This window comes from Chryseobacterium sp. MHB01, from assembly GCF_034651565.1.
Taxonomy (GTDB): domain Bacteria; phylum Bacteroidota; class Bacteroidia; order Flavobacteriales; family Weeksellaceae; genus Chryseobacterium; species Chryseobacterium nepalense.
Map to the genome: position 1 here is coordinate 108162 of NZ_JAYEDA010000008.1, position 18246 is coordinate 126407.

Here is an 18246-nt window from a genome sequence, read left to right on the forward strand (position 1 = left end):
TATTAATTTTCCACAATCATATTTATAGGTAATCTAAACTTAGATTTTATAGGTTTTCCGTCAAACAGTGCAGGAGTCCATTTATTTTTGGACATAATTTTTATTACGCGTTCCATCTCTTTATTCATGGAAGGATTATCTCCTACAATCTTAATATCTGTAACATTACCCTCTTCAGAAATTGTAAGTAAGGCTTCAGATTGTACTTTTCCTTGTGCATGTATTTTCTCTCCTCTGAACAATTTCATAAACTCATTTCGAAACCCATTAACACTTCCTTGATATTCAGCAGGTTTATTGAATTCATTAATAACGATTTCTTTTCCAATAGGTTCTCTGGGATGAGAGATTTCTTGTGCATATATTGTCGTAAAAGTTAATAAGGCAACGCACGCAATTATTTTTTTCATAGTATATTAATTATAAATTATTCAAATCCTGCGCAATCAGCCAGGCTTCACTCCAGCATGCCTGAAAATTAAAACCTCCGGTTACGGCATCAATATTCAGAACCTCTCCGGCAATATAAAAATTAGGTAAAATTTTAGAAGACATATTTTTAAAGTTAATCTCTTTTAAATCAACACCTCCGGCCGTTACAAATTCATCTTTAAATGTTGATTTCCCGGTAACCTGAAATTTCTTTTTACAAAGATTTTCAATAATTCTGTCCATTTCTTTTTTAGAAATATTGGCCACCTGTTTATTAAGATCAATGTTTGATACTTCCAGAATTCTTTGCCAGAAACGATTCGTTATATCAAAAATTTTAGATTGTCCAATCGTCTTTTTAGGATTGGATTGTTTGAATTGCTGAAATATTTCCTCTGCACTATCAAGTGATTTTGAAATAAAATTCACTTCAACTTCAAAATTGTATTTCATTTTTGCAAGATTCACGGCCTCCCATGCAGAAATTTTAAGAATTGCCGGTCCTGAAAGCCCCCAATGGGTGATCAGCAATGGTCCGCTTTCTTCCGTTTTTAATTTCGGGATAGAGGTTTCTGCCATTTCAAAGCTTGTTCCTGCCAGATCTTTAAGCAAATTATCCTTTATATTAAACGTAAAAAGGGAAGGAACCAGATCAATAATGTTGTGTCCTAAACTTTCAATTATTTTTAAAGACTTTGGAGAACTTCCTGTTGAATAAATAATATAATCAGCCTCAAAATCACCCAGACTCGTTTGTATAAGATATTTCCCTTCCTGTTTTTCAATTTGTTTAACCGAGCATTTGGTCTTAACTTCAACATTTTTGCTACGAATTTCTTCCAGCATCGCATTAATGATCGTCTGCGAAGAATTGCTTTCCGGGAAAACACGATTATCGCCTTCAATCTTTAATGGAACTTTTCGGTTTTCAAACCATTCCATCGTATCTCCCGGCTGAAAACGAGTAAAAACGCTGAGGAGTTCTTTATTTCCGCGCGGATAAAACTGAACCAGCTCTCTGGGATCGAAACAGGCATGGGTAACATTACACCGGCCTCCTCCTGAAATTTTTACCTTTTGGAGAACATCTGAATTCTGTTCGAGAATAGTGATCTTATACTTCGTTGCGTCAAGGTTGGCAGCGCAGAAAAATCCTGCAGCACCACCGCCGATAATGATGATGTGTTTCATATTCTTTGTAATCCTATGCTCAGGATTATTTTTGCAAAACTACAATTTTTATAAACCATCTTATTTGAGTAATTTTGAAGAATATAATTTTTCATTTTTTAGAGTGAAAATTATCAACCACAAAAGTCACAAAAGTTTAAGTTGTCTTTTGATGATGGAAAAGTGCAAAGTAATTTGAAAATCTTGATTTTCCTTTCCATATCTAAATATACGCATACAGGAATTTAAAAATTTAATGTATCTGTAAAAAGGCTTTTGTGATAAAATTAAATTCATATTTAAAATAAAGTTTAAATGATATTTTACCATAAATTTGAAGTACGCTGGAGCGATCTTGATGCTAACAAACATTTAGCCAATTCATCTTATGTGCAATATTGCGCACAGGCGAGAATGGCATTCATGACAAAAGAGAAAATGGGTGTTACCCAATTGAGCAGATGGGGAATCGGGCCGGTGATCCTGCATGAGCGGTATTCGTTTTTTAAAGAAATTTATGCCGATCAGACGGTAATTGTAAGTGTTGAAATTGATGGATGTTCAGAAGACTCTTCTATCTACAGATTTCTTCATAAGTTTTATACGCCGGACGGTGTGCATTGTGCCACTTCCGAGGCTACAGGAGTCTGGATCGATATGATGCTCAGAAAAATGACCACTCCGCCGGATGATGTAGTGGAAGCGATGAACAAATATAAAACTCCCGAAACAGTGGTGCTTTCGAAAGAGGACTTTAAAAAATTCCCTTTCCATCCGCATAATATTGATCCGTCAGAATTTACGGGTTAAAGTTTTGAGTTTCAAGTGTAAAATTACTCATTACTAATTATTCATTACTTATATTAAAAATATGTTTGAAGATAAATCACAGGAATTGACCCCCATCTCCAAATTAGGAGAGTTTGGTCTGATAAAGCATTTGACAGAGCAATTTTCTTTATCTAACAGTTCTTCTGAACTTGGAGTAGGAGATGATGCTGCAGTCATTAATCCTGAAAATAAAAAAGTAGTTCTTACGACAGATGTGCTGGCTGAAGGAGTACATTTTAATTTGGGATACGTCCCGTTGAAACATCTGGGTTATAAAGCAGTTGTCGTAAACCTGAGTGATATTGCAGCAATGAATGCGACACCAACTCAGATTCTTGTTTCGCTTGCAGTTTCCAATCGGTTTCCGGTGGAAGCATTAGAGGAAATTTATTCCGGAATTCAGGCAGCCTGCTCAAGATACAAAATCGATTTAATTGGCGGAGATACAACGAGTTCCAACGCGGGTCTTGTCATGAGCATTACGGCAATCGGAATGGAAAATGATGAAAATATTGTTAAAAGAAACGGAGCCAAACCAAATGATCTGCTGGTGGTAACCGGTGATTTGGGAGGTGCTTATATGGGACTTCAGATCCTTGAAAGAGAACATGCGGTTTTCCTGGCTGATCCTAATATGCAGCCTGAAATGGAAGGCTACGATTATATTCTTGAAAGACAGCTGAAACCGGAAGCAAGAACCGATGTAAAAGGAATTTTGGAACAGCTGGATATTAAACCGACTTCGATGATCGATATTTCGGACGGACTGGCTTCGGAAGTACTTCACCTTTCGGATCAGTCCGGAGTAGGATTCAGATTGTATGAAGAGAAAATTCCGATGGACAGCCTGACGATTTCCACAGCAGATGAATTTAATCTAAATCCTGTGGTAACTGCATTAAGCGGAGGGGAAGATTATGAATTATTATTCACGATTTCACCGAATGATTTTGATAAGATTAAAAATCACCCGGATTTTACGATCATCGGGCATGCCGTTGAAAAAGAAGATGGAAATTTTATGGTCGCAAGAGGATCAAACCAACTGGTTGCTTTGACGGCGCAGGGTTGGGATGCTTTTTTAAATTCAAACTAGCATGCTAACTTTTACGGTTCTCCCGACTTTAATTATTATTACATTTTTAATAGTAACCCTATATAAACACTTTATTAAAAAACAGCCTCAGAATTTAAAGGATACCTTCAGGGTTACTTTATTTTTTGCTGTTGTGTGGGGCCTGATCTATTATTTGGCTTTTAGTTGAAACAGGTTAAATATCAGCTTTAAAGCCTTTATAAATCAACTTTGTCAAAGTTTCGAACTTTGACAAAGCTGATTCTAGTTAAGTATTCTGATATTTTACGCTTTCACGATATTCAGGATTACTTCCATTGCCTTCTGCATACTTTCCAGAGCCACATACTCATACGGTCCGTGGAAATTGATTCCTCCCGCAAAAATATTCGGACAAGGAAGTCCCATATAAGATAGCTGTGCACCGTCTGTGCCACCTCGGATGGCTTTGATTTTAGGCTCAATTCCGGCTTCTCTCATGGCTGCAGCTGCACGGTCGATGATGTACATTTTACCATTAAACTGCTGCTTCATATTTCTGTATTGCTCTTTAATTTCAATTTCGGCAGTGCCCTCACCGTGTTTTTGATTAAATTCTGCAACTTTTTCTTCCATGACTTTCTTTCTTGCCTCAAATTTATCGGCATCGTGATCACGGATGATGTACTGTAATTTAGCTTCAGAAATATCAGCATTCAGATCCATTAAATGATAAAAGCCGTCAAAACCTTTTGTGGTTGCAGGCGTTTCGTTTGCCGGAAGCATTTGGGCAAATTCGGCAGCCAGTAAAGCGGCATTCACCATTTTACCATAAGCATATCCAGGGTGAACGCTCAAACCGTGGATCTTTACCACCGCTCCCGCTGCATTGAAATTTTCATATTCCAGTTCGCCAACTTCTCCGCCATCCATCGTATAAGCAAATTCTGCCCCGAATTTCGCCACATCAAATTTATGCGCTCCTCTTCCAATTTCTTCATCAGGCGTAAATCCTACCGCAATTCTTCCATGCTTGATTTCAGGATGCGCAACCAGATATTCCGCAGCGGTTACAATTTCCGCACAGCCGGCTTTATCATCTGCTCCCAATAATGTATTACCGTCTGTTGTGATCAGGGTCTGACCAACATATTTTTTCAGGCTTTCAAATTTTGAAGGGGATAAGGTAAATCCTGTTGTCTGATTTAAAACAAGATCACTTCCGTCGTAATTTTCCCAAACCTGAGGCTTTACATTTTCTCCGCTGAAATCCGGAGAAGTGTCATAATGCGAAATAAATCCTATAGTGGGTTGGTTATTATTTTCAAGATTTGAAGTAATATAACCCATGATATAACCATTTTCATCGATAGATACTTCTTCAAGACCAATTGTTTTCAGCTCTTCAGCAATATAGTTGGCGATATCCCATTGTCTTTCCGTAGAAGGGGTAGTCTCACTTTCAGCATCGCTGGTTGAATATATTTTTACATAAGTAAGAAAACGGTTCAGTAACTTTTCTTTCCATAAAGGGTTGAATTCTATTGCGCTCATTATTAGTATAAATTTGTGGGCAAAGTTAACAAATTTGAGTTTCAGAATGGCTTAATTGTAAGCGGATATAAACAATCGAAATTATAAATGATATATAAATATTTGAGAATCAAAATAATGGTAGATTTGTTTGTAAAGAAACTAAATAGTTTAGTTTTATTATATTTGAGAAAATCTAAAAGTATAAAATGTTCCTTACTGAATGTCCGCGCGATGCAATGCAGGGTTGGGGAGAATTCATCCCCACAGATAAAAAAATAGATTATATCAACTCCTTGATGGATGTTGGTTTTGATGTGTTGGATTGCCTGAGCTTCGTTTCTCCTAAAGCAATTCCTCAAATGGCCGACTCTGCTGAGGTTGCCGAGAATATTGATAAATCCAGATCCAATACAAAAGTTTCTGCTATTATCGGGAATTATCGTGGTGCAGAAAAAGCTCTTAAACATCCATCCGTAGACATCATCGGATTCCCGTTTTCTATTTCTGAAACTTTTCAGCACAGGAATACCAATAAAAGCCAGGAAGAAGCTTTCAACGAAATTATCAGAATGCTGGAACTGGTAAAAAGTGAAAACCGGCAGCTGAACATTTATTTTTCAATGGCTTTCGGAAATCCTTATGGGGAAATGTGGAAATGGGAAGATGTGGATTTCTGGGCTCAGCGCTTTTCAGAAATAGGAATTAAAGATATCTTGCTTTCTGATACTACAGGTGTTGCAACACCGGAAACTATCACTCTTTTGTTTGAAAAGATTCCTGCAAAATATCCTGAGATCAATTTCGGCGGACATTTTCATAATCGTTATGAAGATTCTTATTCTAAATTAAAGGCGGCATATGATCAGGGTTGCAGAAGGTTCGATAGTGCTATTAAAGGAATCGGGGGTTGTCCGATGGCAAAAGATGATCTGGTGGGAAATATGCCGACTGAACAGGTAATCAACTTTATGAGCGTGGAAAAAGCAAAGCATAAGCTTAACCTTCTGAATTTTGAAAGTGCCTATAATAAGGCGAAGGATATTTTCCATTTTTAAATAACAAATATTCTATCATTTGCGGGATGATCATGCTTGTTGAAGGATTTCTAATAATCAAAATTAATAAGGGGCGGGCTTTGACCCGCTTTACTATTCACAACCAATTGGCTTAGCCTAAACTTAATTTAAATAACTTAATAAAATGTCACCCATCATCTTACCATCCGAATTAAAAAATCTTCCGACAGAAAATCTTGTTATTCTTGATGCACGAGTAGGAAAAGATGTATATCATAATTACCTTGAAAAACATCTTAAAGGAGCAAGATTTATTGATCTGGATAAGGATCTTGCAGAAATTGGTGAAAATGCCGCATTCGGAGGAAGACATCCGCTTCCTGGAATTGAAAAATTTGCAGAAACACTTTCAGAACTGGGGATTTCAGAAAAATCCCATATCATCATTTACGATGATAAAAATGGTGCTAATGCTGCCGCAAGAGCTTGGTGGATGTTGAAAGCTTTCGGGTTTGAAAATGTTCAGGTTTTAGATGGAGGTTTTCAAAATGCTGAAAAACAAAATGTTGAGTTTTCTTTCGGTGAAGAAACTTTTGAAAAAGCTGAAATTATCAAAAGAGAAAATTGGCTTCTTTCGATGTCCACTCTGGAAGAGGTTGAAAATGAATTGATAAACGGTAATTCAGCGGTGATAGATGTTCGTGATGCATATCGTTACAGAGGAGAGTCTGAGCCGATAGATCTTGTAGCCGGACATATTCCGGGAGCCATCAATATTCCGTTCTCTGAAAATCTTGATGAAAACGGCAATTTTCTTGCTCCTGAAATTTTAAAGGAAAAGTATTTAAAATTATTGGAGGGTAAACCTGAAAATCTAATCATTCACTGCGGTTCCGGGGTGACGGCTTGTCATACGATTTTGGCTTTGCATCATGCCGGTTTTGAAATCCCGTCTCTATACGTAGGTTCCTGGAGCGAGTGGAGCAGAAGGGAAGGAAAGAAAATAGCAAAAGAAATATAAAAACTTTCACAGATAGATCTGTGAAAGCTTAAGTTGGTTAATTAAAAGTATCAGTTTTATTTTGCAACTCCCAAGGCGGCAAAGTAATATTGAAAAGAGTTGATTTCCAATGCGAAAACACCGTCGTTTCCAATCATGTTGATGGGTCTCCAGAAACTTCCGTCAAAAAAGCTGATCAGACCTTGGTAAGAATTTAAACCGTTTGGTTCGGTAACTCCCCATGGATTTCTCAGGATAATATAATTTTTGTTATTGAATGTAGACCATCCCAAAACAGTATAGGCATGGTTTCCTACAATATTTGATCCTGTATAATCTTTCCCAGATCCGTATGTCCATGCAACCATGGGATTAAAGGTTTTATAGCTCATTGAGTTTTCTCTCACAATTCCGAAAAGATCAAGCCCTGTTCTTGATGAGGTGTAATAGTAATACGGCGTTTTATTGGTAAGCTGTGCAACAGCTTTTGCGGGATCTCCATAGGCGGTTTGGGAAATATCCGGTTTATCATCATTTGCATTCGTAATCCATTTTGCAAATGCTTTTTCATAAACGGCGGGCCAAATTTCTCCTGCATCATTGCTTCTGCAGTATACCAGATTGTTGGACGCGTTAATGATGGTATTATCAGTTACTTCTACGAGCCTCGTTGCGGCATCTTTTCCTCCGCCTTTTGTAAAAAACTGAATCGCATTGGTGCGGTCAGTTTCTCCTGTTCCGGTGGCTCTTACTTTGTGCTCAATAGTGTAAGGAGCTGCCCATGCGATCGCAGAAATTGCCGCAATGAAATAGCAGTTGCCTATTGCTCCCTGAATCGGGTCATTGTATTCCGTAACATCATTGAAGAAATTTCCTCTGTCACTCCAGGATGTTCCTGCAGGCGTCCATCCGTTTGCAATTACCTGTCCGTAAATAATGTTTTTTATGGAAGGCGTAATCAGCCTGTTGTTGATCGTACTGTTGAGCTTCGGGATATTCAGTACCATTTTTACATCGCCTTTGTCCAGTCTCGCATTTTTTACGGAAATGGTATTCAGATCTTTTATTCCTGTTGTGGAAAGATCATTCAGGGTTTTAATGTTTGAAAGGTTTACAGATTCCAGTTTATCGGTGGCTCTTACTTTAACTTCCTCAGATTTCAGAGCACGTACGGTGTTGTCTTTAGTAAGTTCCAGTCCGGCATACAAAGGTGAATTAAATTTGATGTCAAAAAGTTCTGAATAGTTGGTTTCCAGGGTCTCTTCAAGGATCTGATACGATTTTGCGTCCTTCCAGTCGAATTTTCTTCCTGTAATAGCTTCGGTTAATGCATAAGGATTAATTACTCCTACAAACATTTCTTTAGGTGCTTGGTCCATGATAATTGGTTTTAAAGATTAAGGTTAATATTAATTTGGTTTGAAAATCAGTACTGTACAGTTTTAGAAAGCGGTTGAATAAAGAAACTCCGAGATCATCATCGGGAGCGATTGTAATCTTTTTTGAATTAACATTAATTATTCTTTCACTTCCTCCCACCATGGCCGGGTTTTTTTGAGAATTCTCTAGATTATTTACTAAATAAAGAAGCTGAAGAAAAATTTCCGTATCAAATTTCTTTTGTTCAGATACAATCATTTTTTCATCCTTTTCATCGCCTTTAAAAAGTTTGAACTCTGCATTTCCATTCTCTTCAAAGAAAATAATCTGGTATCGGTATGCATACTGCGGAGGAACACTTCCGTTGTTAAATGATACGATGATTGTATTGGCTTTCATACTGTTGATTTCTGAAGCCAAAGTTATACGGGTTTGATATTGTGTATATTAGTGTTTTTACGAAATATGTATGGGGAAAAAACGGAAACAAAAAAAGCTGTCTCAAAAATGAAACAGCTGTTATTTAAAAATAATATTAAATTGAAAAATATTTTAGTAAAGCAATTAAAGCATTCCCAGCTCAAATTTGGCTTCCTCACTCATCATGTCCTTATTCCAGCTTGGTTCGAATGTAAGTTCTAGGTCAACACTTTTTACATTTTCCACTTCTGCTACTTTATCTTTTACTTCCTGAGGAAGTGTTTCTGCAACCGGGCAATTGGGAGTCGTAAGGGTCATGATGATCTTAACATCCGCATCATCGGAAATCTGAACATCATAAACCAGTCCTAATTCATAGATATCTACCGGAATTTCAGGGTCATATACGGTTTTTAAGACGTTGATGATCTCTTCACCAATGTCAGCAATCTGATCGTCTGTAAATTTCATTTTTTAATCTAAATTGATGTACCTTTTCAATAAATCTTCCTGACGCATGCGCCGAAAAATATTTGCCAAAGTTAAGACATCTTTTTCACAATAGTCTACTATTCTTTGCAAGTCTTTCTCTATGTAGTAGATTGATGAAACCATTGAGCCGTCGATATCATCTTTCGGAGTGGGAACTTTAAAAACATGAGCCAGTAATTCCAGGGAAACAAAACTCTTGTAGTCCCCGAATTTCCAAAGTTCCATGGTGTCAAGGTGAGGAATTTCCCAGGGTTTTTTTCCAAACATCTGAAATGGTATCGGAGGCATCATTCCATTAATCAGGAACCTTCTGGCAATCCAGGGAAAATCAAATTCTTTTCCATTGTGTGCACACAGAATTACTTCACGAAGCCGCTGACTATTAAAAATTTCCCCAAATTCCTGTAATATCTTTTTTTCGTCATGCCCGGCAAAACTTTTAATTTTTAAAGTATCATTCTTTTCAAGCATCCCGATCGTAATACAGATAATTTTTCCGAATTCAGCCATAATACCTGCTTTTTCCGAATAAAAATCCTGTGCGGAAATTTCATCTTTTCTCTGGAATTTTGTTTTTTTATCCCAAAGCATCTGCTCGGTTTCAGGAAGCTCCTCCCACGATCCGGAGCCCGGAACGGTTTCAATATCAATAAATAAAATTCTTTCTAAAGGAATGTGCTGTATCATTTGTTTTTTATTTTATCCTATCTGCATTCCGTTTTTCACGGGCAGGGAAGGAGTTAGTAAAGTGACCTCTTTTTTATCTTCACCATAAACCCCTAAAACCAGGCATTCGCTGAAGAAATTGGCAATCTGTTTTTTAGGAAAATTAACAACTGCCAGAACCTGCAGGCCAACCAATTCTTCTTTACTGTATAATGATGTAATCTGTGCAGATGATTTTTTAATTCCCAGATCTCCAAAGTCTATTTCCAGTTGATAGGAAGGATTTCTGGCTTTCTCAAAGTCATTGGCTGAAACTACGGTTCCGCATCTGATATCAATTTTTTCAAAATCTGTCCAGGAGATTTCAGGTTTTACTTTCATAATGTGATTTATTATTCTATTCTCTTTCCTTTTGCAGGTTTAACAAAAGTATTAAAATAATAAAACTTAAATAATCTTGATCAATAAATTTTACATCTAATAATCAATTGGTTACGAATTTTTAAGAAAAATTATATGATTTCCGTGCAAGATTTACCTGAAACCAGTATTTATAGAATGAGTACTCAATGATAATGTTTAATGCCAAAATTTAATATAATGAAGATAAAAAAAGTACTTCATTTCCTGATGCTTGCTGCTATTGCTGTATCCGGAATGTCATTGATATCGTGCCTTGAAGACCAGTACACGCCAATTCCTGTAAAGCTGAGTGATGTTGACGGAAATTATAAGGCCAGACTGGTAACCTTCCAGGGAGGAAAAATAAATGAAAAGATTACTGATTTCAATGCTAAAGACAGCCTGATCACTTTCAAAGATTTTCCTGCGAGGGAAGTGGTAAAAACGATCATAACAGATCCGGCAAAGGCGGACACTGTTTTAGCACACTTAGGAAAAGTGGAATATAAAATAAAATTCAAATCTAAGCTGAATACCGAGCAAAATGTGGTAGAACTTGCTTTAGAGCCTCAGGTTATGGCTTTTCAGATTCCTGTAGAAGGTGTCACAAAAAATATTTCAGTAAAGATGTCTGCAAAACAGAAAGGTTTTTATGTAGGATATGATACTTCCCTGAGATTTGCCTGGGAAGCGGAAAAAATAACTGTCGGAGAGACAGAGGTCACTCCTTATCAGATTATAAAATATGAAGTTCCAATCAGTATAAAGAATTAAATAGTAGTTTTTTGTAGATAGGCCGGCTTCAGTTTGAGGCCGCCTATCTTTGTATTATGTTAAATGACTGACAGCATCGGAGTGATATCATATAGTCAATGAAAGAAAACAACGAACAAATTTTGGTTAGCCGCCTTTTGCAAAAAGAAGAAGCGGCCTGGAAAGAGCTTTTTGAGGCTTATTCAGGTAGTCTTGCCTATGTGTGTTCGAGATATATTATTGACAGGGATCATGTGAATGATGTTTTACAGAACAGCTTTATCAGAATGTTTCGCTCAATAGATTCTTTTGAATACCGAGGAAATGGTTCTCTGAAAGCCTGGGCCAGCAGAATTACAGTCAATGAATCTTTACAGCACATTAAACAAAATTCAGATTTTAAAATCGTAGCTGATGAAACTGATATTCCGGATGTTGAAATAGAAGAAGAACCTGATCTGGACGAAATTTCACAGCAGGAAATTATGGAAATGATCCGGACGCTTCCTGATGGATACAGGACCGTGTTTAACCTTTTTGTTTTTGAAGAAAAAAGTCATAAAGAAATCGCAGAGATACTGGGGATTGCCGAAAATTCCTCAGCATCGCAGTTGCACAGGGCCAAATCAATGCTTGCCCGGAAAATAAAAGAATATAAAATGTCTAAAACAGCGCAATATGAGTAATGAATGGTTAAATGATCTGCGCAGGAAAATGGAAGATCACACAGAAGATGTTCCTGATGGATTGTGGAAAAATATCAGGGAAGAATTATTTGTGGAGGACGAGAACAACGGCATTCCCGGTTCCGTTCCGAATGATCTCAAAGCGCAGAAGGCTGTTATTGAATTTAACCGGCCGCTAATGTATCGTATTGTCGGTGTTGCTGCGACAGTTATTATATTCTTGATTCTGGGCGGGCTATTTGATTTTACCGGAAAAAAACATCAACCTGAAATTAAAAAACCATATACTGTAGAAGATAATTTTCAGGAAAAACCAATATCTAATCCAATAGCAAATTATTCCGAAAAAGACTTTGGAAACCAGTTTTTTAGCCCTGAACAAAAAGGAAAGCAAAAGAAGAATTCAGGACAGGAGTATATTAAAAATTCTTTAACGGAGATAAATTTTTCATCGGGAATTAATCTGGTTGACAAATCAGAAATTGATCTTCAAAATGAAATGTTTTCTGAAAATAAATTAACTCAGAAAGAAAATAAAGGAACTACTACGGAAAACCCGTTTGTTGAAGAGGCCTATCCTTTGATGACAAAAGAAGAAAGAAAAAAGAAGCAAGAATCTGAAGCGAAAAAGCTGGCATTCAACAAAGCAAAAAGAAACTGGATGCTGGGTTTGGGAACAGGAAACGCCTCTTCAAATTCTACCGATCAGTTCCCGGGTTATGCCTCACTCACCGGAGCCACACCTTCTCTTCCTGAAATGTGGAGTCTGGGATCTGGTGAAGATCCGCTGATGTCCATTCTTCTGGCTAATCAGGATAAAAAAGTTGATGCCACCATCAGGCATAAAACACCGCTTACTTTTGGTGTTTCTGTTTACAAAAATTTAGGAAGAAAGTGGAGCATCGGGACCGGTGTTAATTATACCAGGCTTTCCGCGGAGCTAACCTCCGGAAGTCAGTCGGATTTTATCAGCAGTGAGCAGAATATTCACTACGTGGGAATTCCGGTTCAGGTAAACTATAATGTTATTCAGAAAGGCGCTTTTACAGGCTATCTCACAGGAGGAGGTACTGTTGAAAAAGCAGTTTCCGGCGATATCAAGACGAAATATATTGTAGATGGCGCTGTAAAGCAGGAGATCAAAGAAGATATTCGTGAAAAACCGGTTCAGGTTTCTGTGAATTCGGCTGTAGGAGTTCAGTTTAAGGTGGTAAAATATATAGGTATTTATGCAGAGCCCGGAGTTGGTTATCATTTTAAAGATAACAGTTCATTAAAAACGATTTATAAAGAAAAACCGCTGAATTTTAATGTAAAATTCGGAGTAAGGATATTATTGGATTAACATAATTTAAATCACAAAAATAATTGTATATGAAAACAAAACTAATTTTTTTAAGTTTTTTATTTTTAAGTTTTTTACAGCTGAAAGCACAGCAATGTACCCCTGAAATTACCAGTCCAAGACTGGGCACTCTGTTTCCGGAAAAAATAGTTTTCTGCAATACGGAGACGGAAACCCTTTCTACCACGCAAACATATGGAACGTACCAATGGTACAGACAGCAGTGGGATTGGCAAACACCCAATAATAATCCCTGGGTAGCAATTCCCGGTGCCACATCCCAGACTTTAACCATCAACGGGAATGATGATATGCTGTACTACTTCAAGGTTGAGGTAACACAGAATGACTGTACTGCAGAAAGCGCTGCGGTTCTTGCAGACGGCTATGCGTACGGGCTTCCATTTATGATGGCAGATTTCCAGCCCGGAACTTTTGAAGAAACAGCTCCCGGTGTATATAATGTTTGTGATGGCGCATCAGTACAGCTTAATGACGGCTTTCCGCAGCTTTACGGAACACACACATGGTTTAAATGCCTTCCCGGAAGTAACCCTCCTTTACCAACGGACCCTTGTATTATTGCTGGGGAAACAGGAGATTCGTATACGGCAACCAATTCCGGAACTTTCGGTTTTTATGCCTGTACGGAATATTGTCCTGATCAGTGCGAAATGCTAAGCGATTTTGCTTTTATTACCTTAAATTTCGGAAACTTTAGCTTCTGCTCCAATCTCGGGACGGGAGAAACCAAACCTAAAGAAAATAACCTCAGCGTTTATCCGAATCCTGCATCACAGGTTATTTATATCGGAAAAGAATCTGATAAAAAATACCCTGAAGTTTCCATCATTGATATGTCCGGAAAACTTGTCCTGCAAAAGAAAAATCACCAGTTTTCTGAGGCTATTGATGTAAGTGCAATGGTTCCGGGAACGTATTTTATCGTATCTAAATCTGCGGAAGGTAAAATATACAAGAATAAATTCATCAAGAAATAAAAAGAGATATTTTGGATTGAATTGATTGAAAGGCCCGGAGTTGATCCCGGGCTTTTCTTTTATACTTAAAATATTGCGCTCACCGATTAGAAAAAATATTTTATTTTTGCATCAAAACACAGACGATGCTGATCAAAATTTATGGAAGTGCAATACACGGCGTCTCGGCGCAAACCATTACGATTGAAGTTAATGTTGATACCGGAGGAGTAGGCTATCACCTCGTAGGTCTTCCCGACAGTGCTATTAAAGAAAGCAGTTACAGAATTTCCGCTGCGTTGAAAAACGTAGGTTATAAAATTCCCGGAAAGAAAATAACCATTAATATGGCGCCCGCTGATCTTCGTAAAGAAGGTGCCGCATACGATCTTAGCATTGCCATCGGAATTCTTGCAGCCTCCGATCAGATTCTTGCCGAAAATATCCAGGACTATATCATTATGGGAGAGCTTTCTCTCGACGGAACTTTACAGCCGGTAAAGGGTGTTTTGCCGATTGCCATACAGGCGAGAGAAGAAGGATTTAAAGGAATCATTCTTCCGAAACAAAATACCCGAGAAGCTGCGATTGTGAACAATCTCAATGTTTTTGCCGCCGAAAATATAAAAGAGGTGATTGATTTCTTTAATGAAGGAAAACCGCTGGAGAAAATTGAAATCGATACCAGAAAAGAATTTCAGGAAAAAATTAATGATTTTCCTTTTGATTTTTCAGAAGTGAAAGGGCAGGAGACTGCGAAAAGAGCGATGGAAGTTGCAGCAGCGGGCGGACATAATATCATTTTGATCGGACCTCCCGGAAGCGGAAAAACAATGCTTGCGAAAAGGGTTCCCAGTATTTTGCCTCCGCTTAGTTTAAAGGAAGCATTGGAAACCACAAAGATCCATTCTGTCGCGGGTAAAATGGGCACGGAAACTTCGCTGATGACGGTTCGTCCGTTTCGTGCACCGCATCACACGATTTCAGATGTGGCACTTGTTGGCGGGGGAGGTTATCCGCAACCCGGAGAAATCTCGTTGGCACACAACGGCGTATTGTTTCTGGATGAAATGCCGGAATTTAAAAGAACCGTACTCGAAGTAATGCGGCAGCCTCTGGAAGACCGTGAAGTAACAATCTCAAGAGCCAGATTTACGGTGAATTATCCCGCAAGCTTTATGTTGGTCGCCTCCATGAATCCCAGCCCCAGCGGATTTTTTCCTGATGACCCTAATAATACTTCCACCGTCTACGAAATGCAGCGGTATATGAATAAGCTTTCCGGACCTCTTCTGGACAGGATTGATATTCATATTGAAGTGCAGAAAGTGGAGTTTGAACAATTAGCGGAACGAAGAAAAGGCGAGAAAAGCGAAGATATTAGAAAACGTGTTCTCATGGCTCGCGAAATTCAAAGAGAACGTTATAAAGACCTGAAAATAAGTTACAACGCGCAAATCGGACCGAAAGAGATTGAACAATACTGCGAATTGGATGAATCATCTTTCAGTCTCATCAAAACCGCTATGGAAAAGCTGAATCTTTCGGCAAGAGCCTATGACCGCATCCTTAAGGTAGCCCGAACCATAGCAGATCTGGAAGGCTCAGAAAATATTCTTTCATATCATATTTCGGAGGCGATACAGTATAGGAGTCTGGATCGGGAGTTTTGGAATGGGTATACTCACTAATTATTAAATATAGTTGTAATGTGATATGTTTATTAAATTGTTTTTTTTATTGATTTATTTTTGAAGTAAACACAAATTTATTTGTTTTATATTATATTAATTAGCTTTTTTTTAAAATATAGTGAAAGTTAAATTTTGTTAAAATTATTATATAACTTATTTATATTATTAATTTTGTGGACATCGATATCGACAAATATTTAAAAATTCAAATATGGAAAAATTGAAAAACAAAAAAGTTGAAAAGTCAAAAATGTCAAAACTAATTGGAGGCGGCTGGGTTCAGACTTCATCAAGTACGCGAAATATTCAAACTCCTGATGGGAATACTTGTGTACAGACTACAATTGATGGTTACAATGATACTAATGGAAATGGAAAATGGGATAAAGGTGAGGTTAAATCGTCTTGTAGTGAAATAAGCTGTGGTTAATTAAAAATATGCAAAATGAAAAAACAAATTAAAATTTTGAATAAAACAAAAATGTCATCTATCTGCGGGAATGGATATGTTCAGACATCAACAAAAAAAGAAACATCGAATGGATGTACAACAATCACAACAGATGGCTATTATGATAACAATAATAATGGAAAATTCGATAAAGATGATAAATTCGTCTCTTGTTCAAATACCATTTGCGAATAAATTAAATTAATCTATAAAATTAAGCGACTACATTTCTATAATGAAGTGTAGTTTTTATTTTACAGTAACAAATGATAAAAAAAATATTTTTTCTCTTTTTCCTTTTTATTAGTCTATGCTATTATCCTCAAAATAACAGAGATAAGAGGAATTATCTTGTGTATGCTGCGCAAGTTAGCCTGTATGACAAAGATTACAATCAATCATTAAAATACTTTACAAAAGCATTTAAATATGCTCCCGCACAAACTTCTTATGAATTGCTAGCTGCAGCTTCCGTAGCATTTAAACTCAATAAAGTAAAAATTGCAGAATCATACTTAAGAGAATCAATTACTAAATATAAAGTACCATTAGAACTGATAAATACTTATCCAAAATTAACTCCCTATAAAAATTCAAAATTAATTAAGAAAATTAACGCTTCATATGATAACCTATTAAAAGAATATTATTCTCAGCTAAAAAATATATCTGCTTATCTGGAAGTAGAGCAACTTGTCACAAAAGACCAATATGTTAGGTCGCTGGCTAATTATTATCTAGGAGTCAGTGATGAGGAGGGAGGGGAAATGTTATTTAATTATATTAATGCTGTTAATAAAAAAGATTCTTTAGGTATTGAGAATTATGGGAGATATGTAAACTTTAAAGATAAAAACCTTGAAAATCTGAAGTTTAAATTAATGGAAAATACAGATTCGTTAAATATTCAAAAATATATTGATATCACAAAAAGATACGGATATTTTGAAAATGGTTGGATACTGCTCTGGCATCATAGAGGAACATATAATGAAAGTAATTTTGTCTGGAATTTTTTTAAGCCATATATTAATTCTGAAATTGAAAAGGGAAATTTGGAAAGAGATTTTTTTGCATCATTTGAAGACGATTACAATATATCAAAAACAGGAAAACAAAAATATGGTACTGAAGCACAATACGATATTTATCCTATCGAAAATATTAAAAATGTAGATTTGATTAGGGAGAAAGTTGGACTTCCGCCGCTTTATTATGATAAAATAATATATGATATAGATATTCCCAAGGATTATCTGATAGATGAAAAGACGTTTCGTGAATGTATTCTTTCAAAAGTTAAATCTTTATGATAAAAATAATTACAGAAGAATTAGACATTACTTCGGATCTAATTATTGAATGGATTCTATCTTTAGATTATGAAGCAGAAAGAAAAAATGTAGAAACTTTCCATGATTTTACGTTTGAAATTAATAATTTATCTACTAGTGGTGTATTTGAAAATGCATTTCATAGAAGAGCTAAATTAAATATTTTACCTACTAATCTGAATACTTTTAACTATAAGGATGAACTAAAAACTGACGATAATCTGATATTGAAAGCTTACGAAAAGATAGCAAAAAATACTGGCAACTATGTAGGTGAATTTAATGATGAGGAACAACATAACAAGGTTTTAGATCTTTATTATGCTAAAGAAGTAGGTCTTAACATTCCAGATACTTTAATAACCAATAAGAAATCTAACCTACTTGATTTTATTTATAAGAATGGAGGAAAAGTTATAACAAAAAGGATTAAGAATCCTCTGTTGGTCAAAGAGAAAAATTACACAGTTTATGGCAGAGAAACCTTACTTATTGAATCTAAAGAAATTGATTTTTTAAATTAATATTTCAATGCAGGATTATTCCAACGATATATTGAAAAAGTCTACGAACTAAGAGTTTTTGTATATAAGGATAGATTATA

Annotated in this window: 21 protein-coding genes; 13 read left to right on the forward strand and 8 right to left on the reverse strand. The window is 36.5% G+C overall.

Annotated features, from left to right (window positions below):
- Nucleotides 1–2: 2 nt before the first annotated feature.
- Both U9K52_RS14100 and U9K52_RS14105 read right to left on the reverse strand, forming a co-directional pair.
- Nucleotides 3–410: an energy transducer TonB gene (locus U9K52_RS14100; RefSeq protein ID WP_248389137.1), complete on the reverse strand. Its 408-nt coding sequence runs from the start codon at nucleotides 408–410 to the stop codon at nucleotides 3–5.
- 10 nt (nucleotides 411–420) lie between these two features.
- Nucleotides 421–1623 (reverse strand): NAD(P)/FAD-dependent oxidoreductase, encoded by a 1203-nt coding sequence (locus tag U9K52_RS14105; protein WP_322927101.1) that lies wholly within the window; start codon nucleotides 1621–1623, stop codon nucleotides 421–423.
- A 294-nt stretch (nucleotides 1624–1917) separates the two neighbouring features.
- Here U9K52_RS14105 and U9K52_RS14110 point away from each other — a divergent pair, with 294 nt between their 5' ends.
- Nucleotides 1918–2412 carry an acyl-CoA thioesterase gene (locus U9K52_RS14110; RefSeq protein WP_263601966.1) on the forward strand — a complete coding sequence of 165 codons (495 nt, stop codon included), beginning with the start codon at nucleotides 1918–1920 and terminating at the stop codon, nucleotides 2410–2412.
- 61 nt (nucleotides 2413–2473) lie between these two features.
- Entirely contained in the window at nucleotides 2474–3529 is a 1056-nt protein-coding gene (thiL, locus tag U9K52_RS14115; protein ID WP_322927102.1) for a thiamine-phosphate kinase, read from the forward strand.
- 264 nt (nucleotides 3530–3793) lie between these two features.
- Here the strand turns inward: thiL and pepT are convergent, their stop codons facing one another.
- Complete coding sequence (gene pepT / locus U9K52_RS14120) at nucleotides 3794–5041, reverse strand: peptidase T (RefSeq protein ID WP_322927103.1); 1248 nt, start codon at nucleotides 5039–5041, stop codon at nucleotides 3794–3796.
- 188 nt (nucleotides 5042–5229) lie between these two features.
- On the opposite strand from pepT, the gene U9K52_RS14125 reads away from it, so the two are divergent.
- On the forward strand, nucleotides 5230–6078 hold the full coding sequence (locus U9K52_RS14125) for a hydroxymethylglutaryl-CoA lyase (protein ID WP_263601969.1): 849 nt from the start codon (nucleotides 5230–5232) through the stop codon (nucleotides 6076–6078).
- A gap of 145 nt (nucleotides 6079–6223) precedes the next feature.
- The gene (locus tag U9K52_RS14130) at nucleotides 6224–7060 is read left to right on the forward strand and encodes a sulfurtransferase (RefSeq protein WP_263601970.1); all 837 of its coding nucleotides are present in this window, start codon (nucleotides 6224–6226) and stop codon (nucleotides 7058–7060) included.
- 56 nt (nucleotides 7061–7116) lie between these two features.
- Here U9K52_RS14130 and U9K52_RS14135 read toward each other — a convergent pair whose 3' ends face one another.
- The 5 genes from U9K52_RS14135 to U9K52_RS14155 form a co-directional block, all read right to left on the reverse strand.
- Nucleotides 7117–8418: a C2 family cysteine protease gene (locus U9K52_RS14135; RefSeq protein WP_322927104.1), complete on the reverse strand. Its 1302-nt coding sequence runs from the start codon at nucleotides 8416–8418 to the stop codon at nucleotides 7117–7119.
- Nucleotides 8402–8818 carry a hypothetical protein gene (locus U9K52_RS14140; RefSeq protein ID WP_322927105.1) on the reverse strand — a complete coding sequence of 139 codons (417 nt, stop codon included), beginning with the start codon at nucleotides 8816–8818 and terminating at the stop codon, nucleotides 8402–8404. Before U9K52_RS14140 ends, U9K52_RS14135 begins: the two co-directional genes overlap by 17 nt.
- A 165-nt stretch (nucleotides 8819–8983) precedes the next feature.
- Nucleotides 8984–9310, reverse strand: coding sequence for an SUF system Fe-S cluster assembly protein (locus U9K52_RS14145; protein ID WP_029296148.1), 327 nt, complete (start codon nucleotides 9308–9310; stop codon nucleotides 8984–8986).
- A 3-nt stretch (nucleotides 9311–9313) separates the two neighbouring features.
- Entirely contained in the window at nucleotides 9314–10018 is a 705-nt protein-coding gene (locus U9K52_RS14150; protein WP_248389120.1) for a ribonuclease H-like domain-containing protein, read from the reverse strand.
- 12 nt (nucleotides 10019–10030) lie between these two features.
- Nucleotides 10031–10378 (reverse strand): tRNA-binding protein, encoded by a 348-nt coding sequence (locus tag U9K52_RS14155; RefSeq protein ID WP_322927106.1) that lies wholly within the window; start codon nucleotides 10376–10378, stop codon nucleotides 10031–10033.
- Between the two features lie 219 nt (nucleotides 10379–10597).
- Here U9K52_RS14155 and U9K52_RS14160 point away from each other — a divergent pair, with 219 nt between their 5' ends.
- From U9K52_RS14160 to U9K52_RS14200, 9 genes are all read left to right on the forward strand, one after another.
- Nucleotides 10598–11173 carry a DUF4840 domain-containing protein gene (locus tag U9K52_RS14160; RefSeq protein ID WP_248389116.1) on the forward strand — a complete coding sequence of 192 codons (576 nt, stop codon included), beginning with the start codon at nucleotides 10598–10600 and terminating at the stop codon, nucleotides 11171–11173.
- A gap of 98 nt (nucleotides 11174–11271) precedes the next feature.
- Nucleotides 11272–11838, forward strand: coding sequence for an RNA polymerase sigma factor (locus U9K52_RS14165; protein WP_263601974.1), 567 nt, complete (start codon nucleotides 11272–11274; stop codon nucleotides 11836–11838).
- Nucleotides 11831–13183: an outer membrane beta-barrel protein gene (locus U9K52_RS14170; protein WP_322927107.1), complete on the forward strand. Its 1353-nt coding sequence runs from the start codon at nucleotides 11831–11833 to the stop codon at nucleotides 13181–13183. The genes U9K52_RS14165 and U9K52_RS14170 overlap by 8 nt, the downstream gene beginning before the upstream one ends.
- A gap of 29 nt (nucleotides 13184–13212) precedes the next feature.
- On the forward strand, nucleotides 13213–14184 hold the full coding sequence (locus U9K52_RS14175) for a T9SS type A sorting domain-containing protein (protein ID WP_322927108.1): 972 nt from the start codon (nucleotides 13213–13215) through the stop codon (nucleotides 14182–14184).
- 125 nt (nucleotides 14185–14309) lie between these two features.
- Complete coding sequence (locus U9K52_RS14180; protein WP_263601977.1) at nucleotides 14310–15854, forward strand: YifB family Mg chelatase-like AAA ATPase; 1545 nt, start codon at nucleotides 14310–14312, stop codon at nucleotides 15852–15854.
- Between the two features lie 253 nt (nucleotides 15855–16107).
- Nucleotides 16108–16287 carry a hypothetical protein gene (locus U9K52_RS14185; protein ID WP_263601978.1) on the forward strand — a complete coding sequence of 60 codons (180 nt, stop codon included), beginning with the start codon at nucleotides 16108–16110 and terminating at the stop codon, nucleotides 16285–16287.
- Between the two features lie 51 nt (nucleotides 16288–16338).
- The gene (locus tag U9K52_RS14190; protein WP_263601979.1) at nucleotides 16339–16503 is read left to right on the forward strand and encodes a hypothetical protein; all 165 of its coding nucleotides are present in this window, start codon (nucleotides 16339–16341) and stop codon (nucleotides 16501–16503) included.
- A gap of 71 nt (nucleotides 16504–16574) precedes the next feature.
- Nucleotides 16575–17621 carry a hypothetical protein gene (locus U9K52_RS14195; RefSeq protein ID WP_263601980.1) on the forward strand — a complete coding sequence of 349 codons (1047 nt, stop codon included), beginning with the start codon at nucleotides 16575–16577 and terminating at the stop codon, nucleotides 17619–17621.
- Nucleotides 17618–18166: a hypothetical protein gene (locus tag U9K52_RS14200; RefSeq protein ID WP_322927109.1), complete on the forward strand. Its 549-nt coding sequence runs from the start codon at nucleotides 17618–17620 to the stop codon at nucleotides 18164–18166. Before U9K52_RS14195 ends, U9K52_RS14200 begins: the two co-directional genes overlap by 4 nt.
- The last annotated feature ends 80 nt before the right edge of the window (nucleotides 18167–18246 follow it).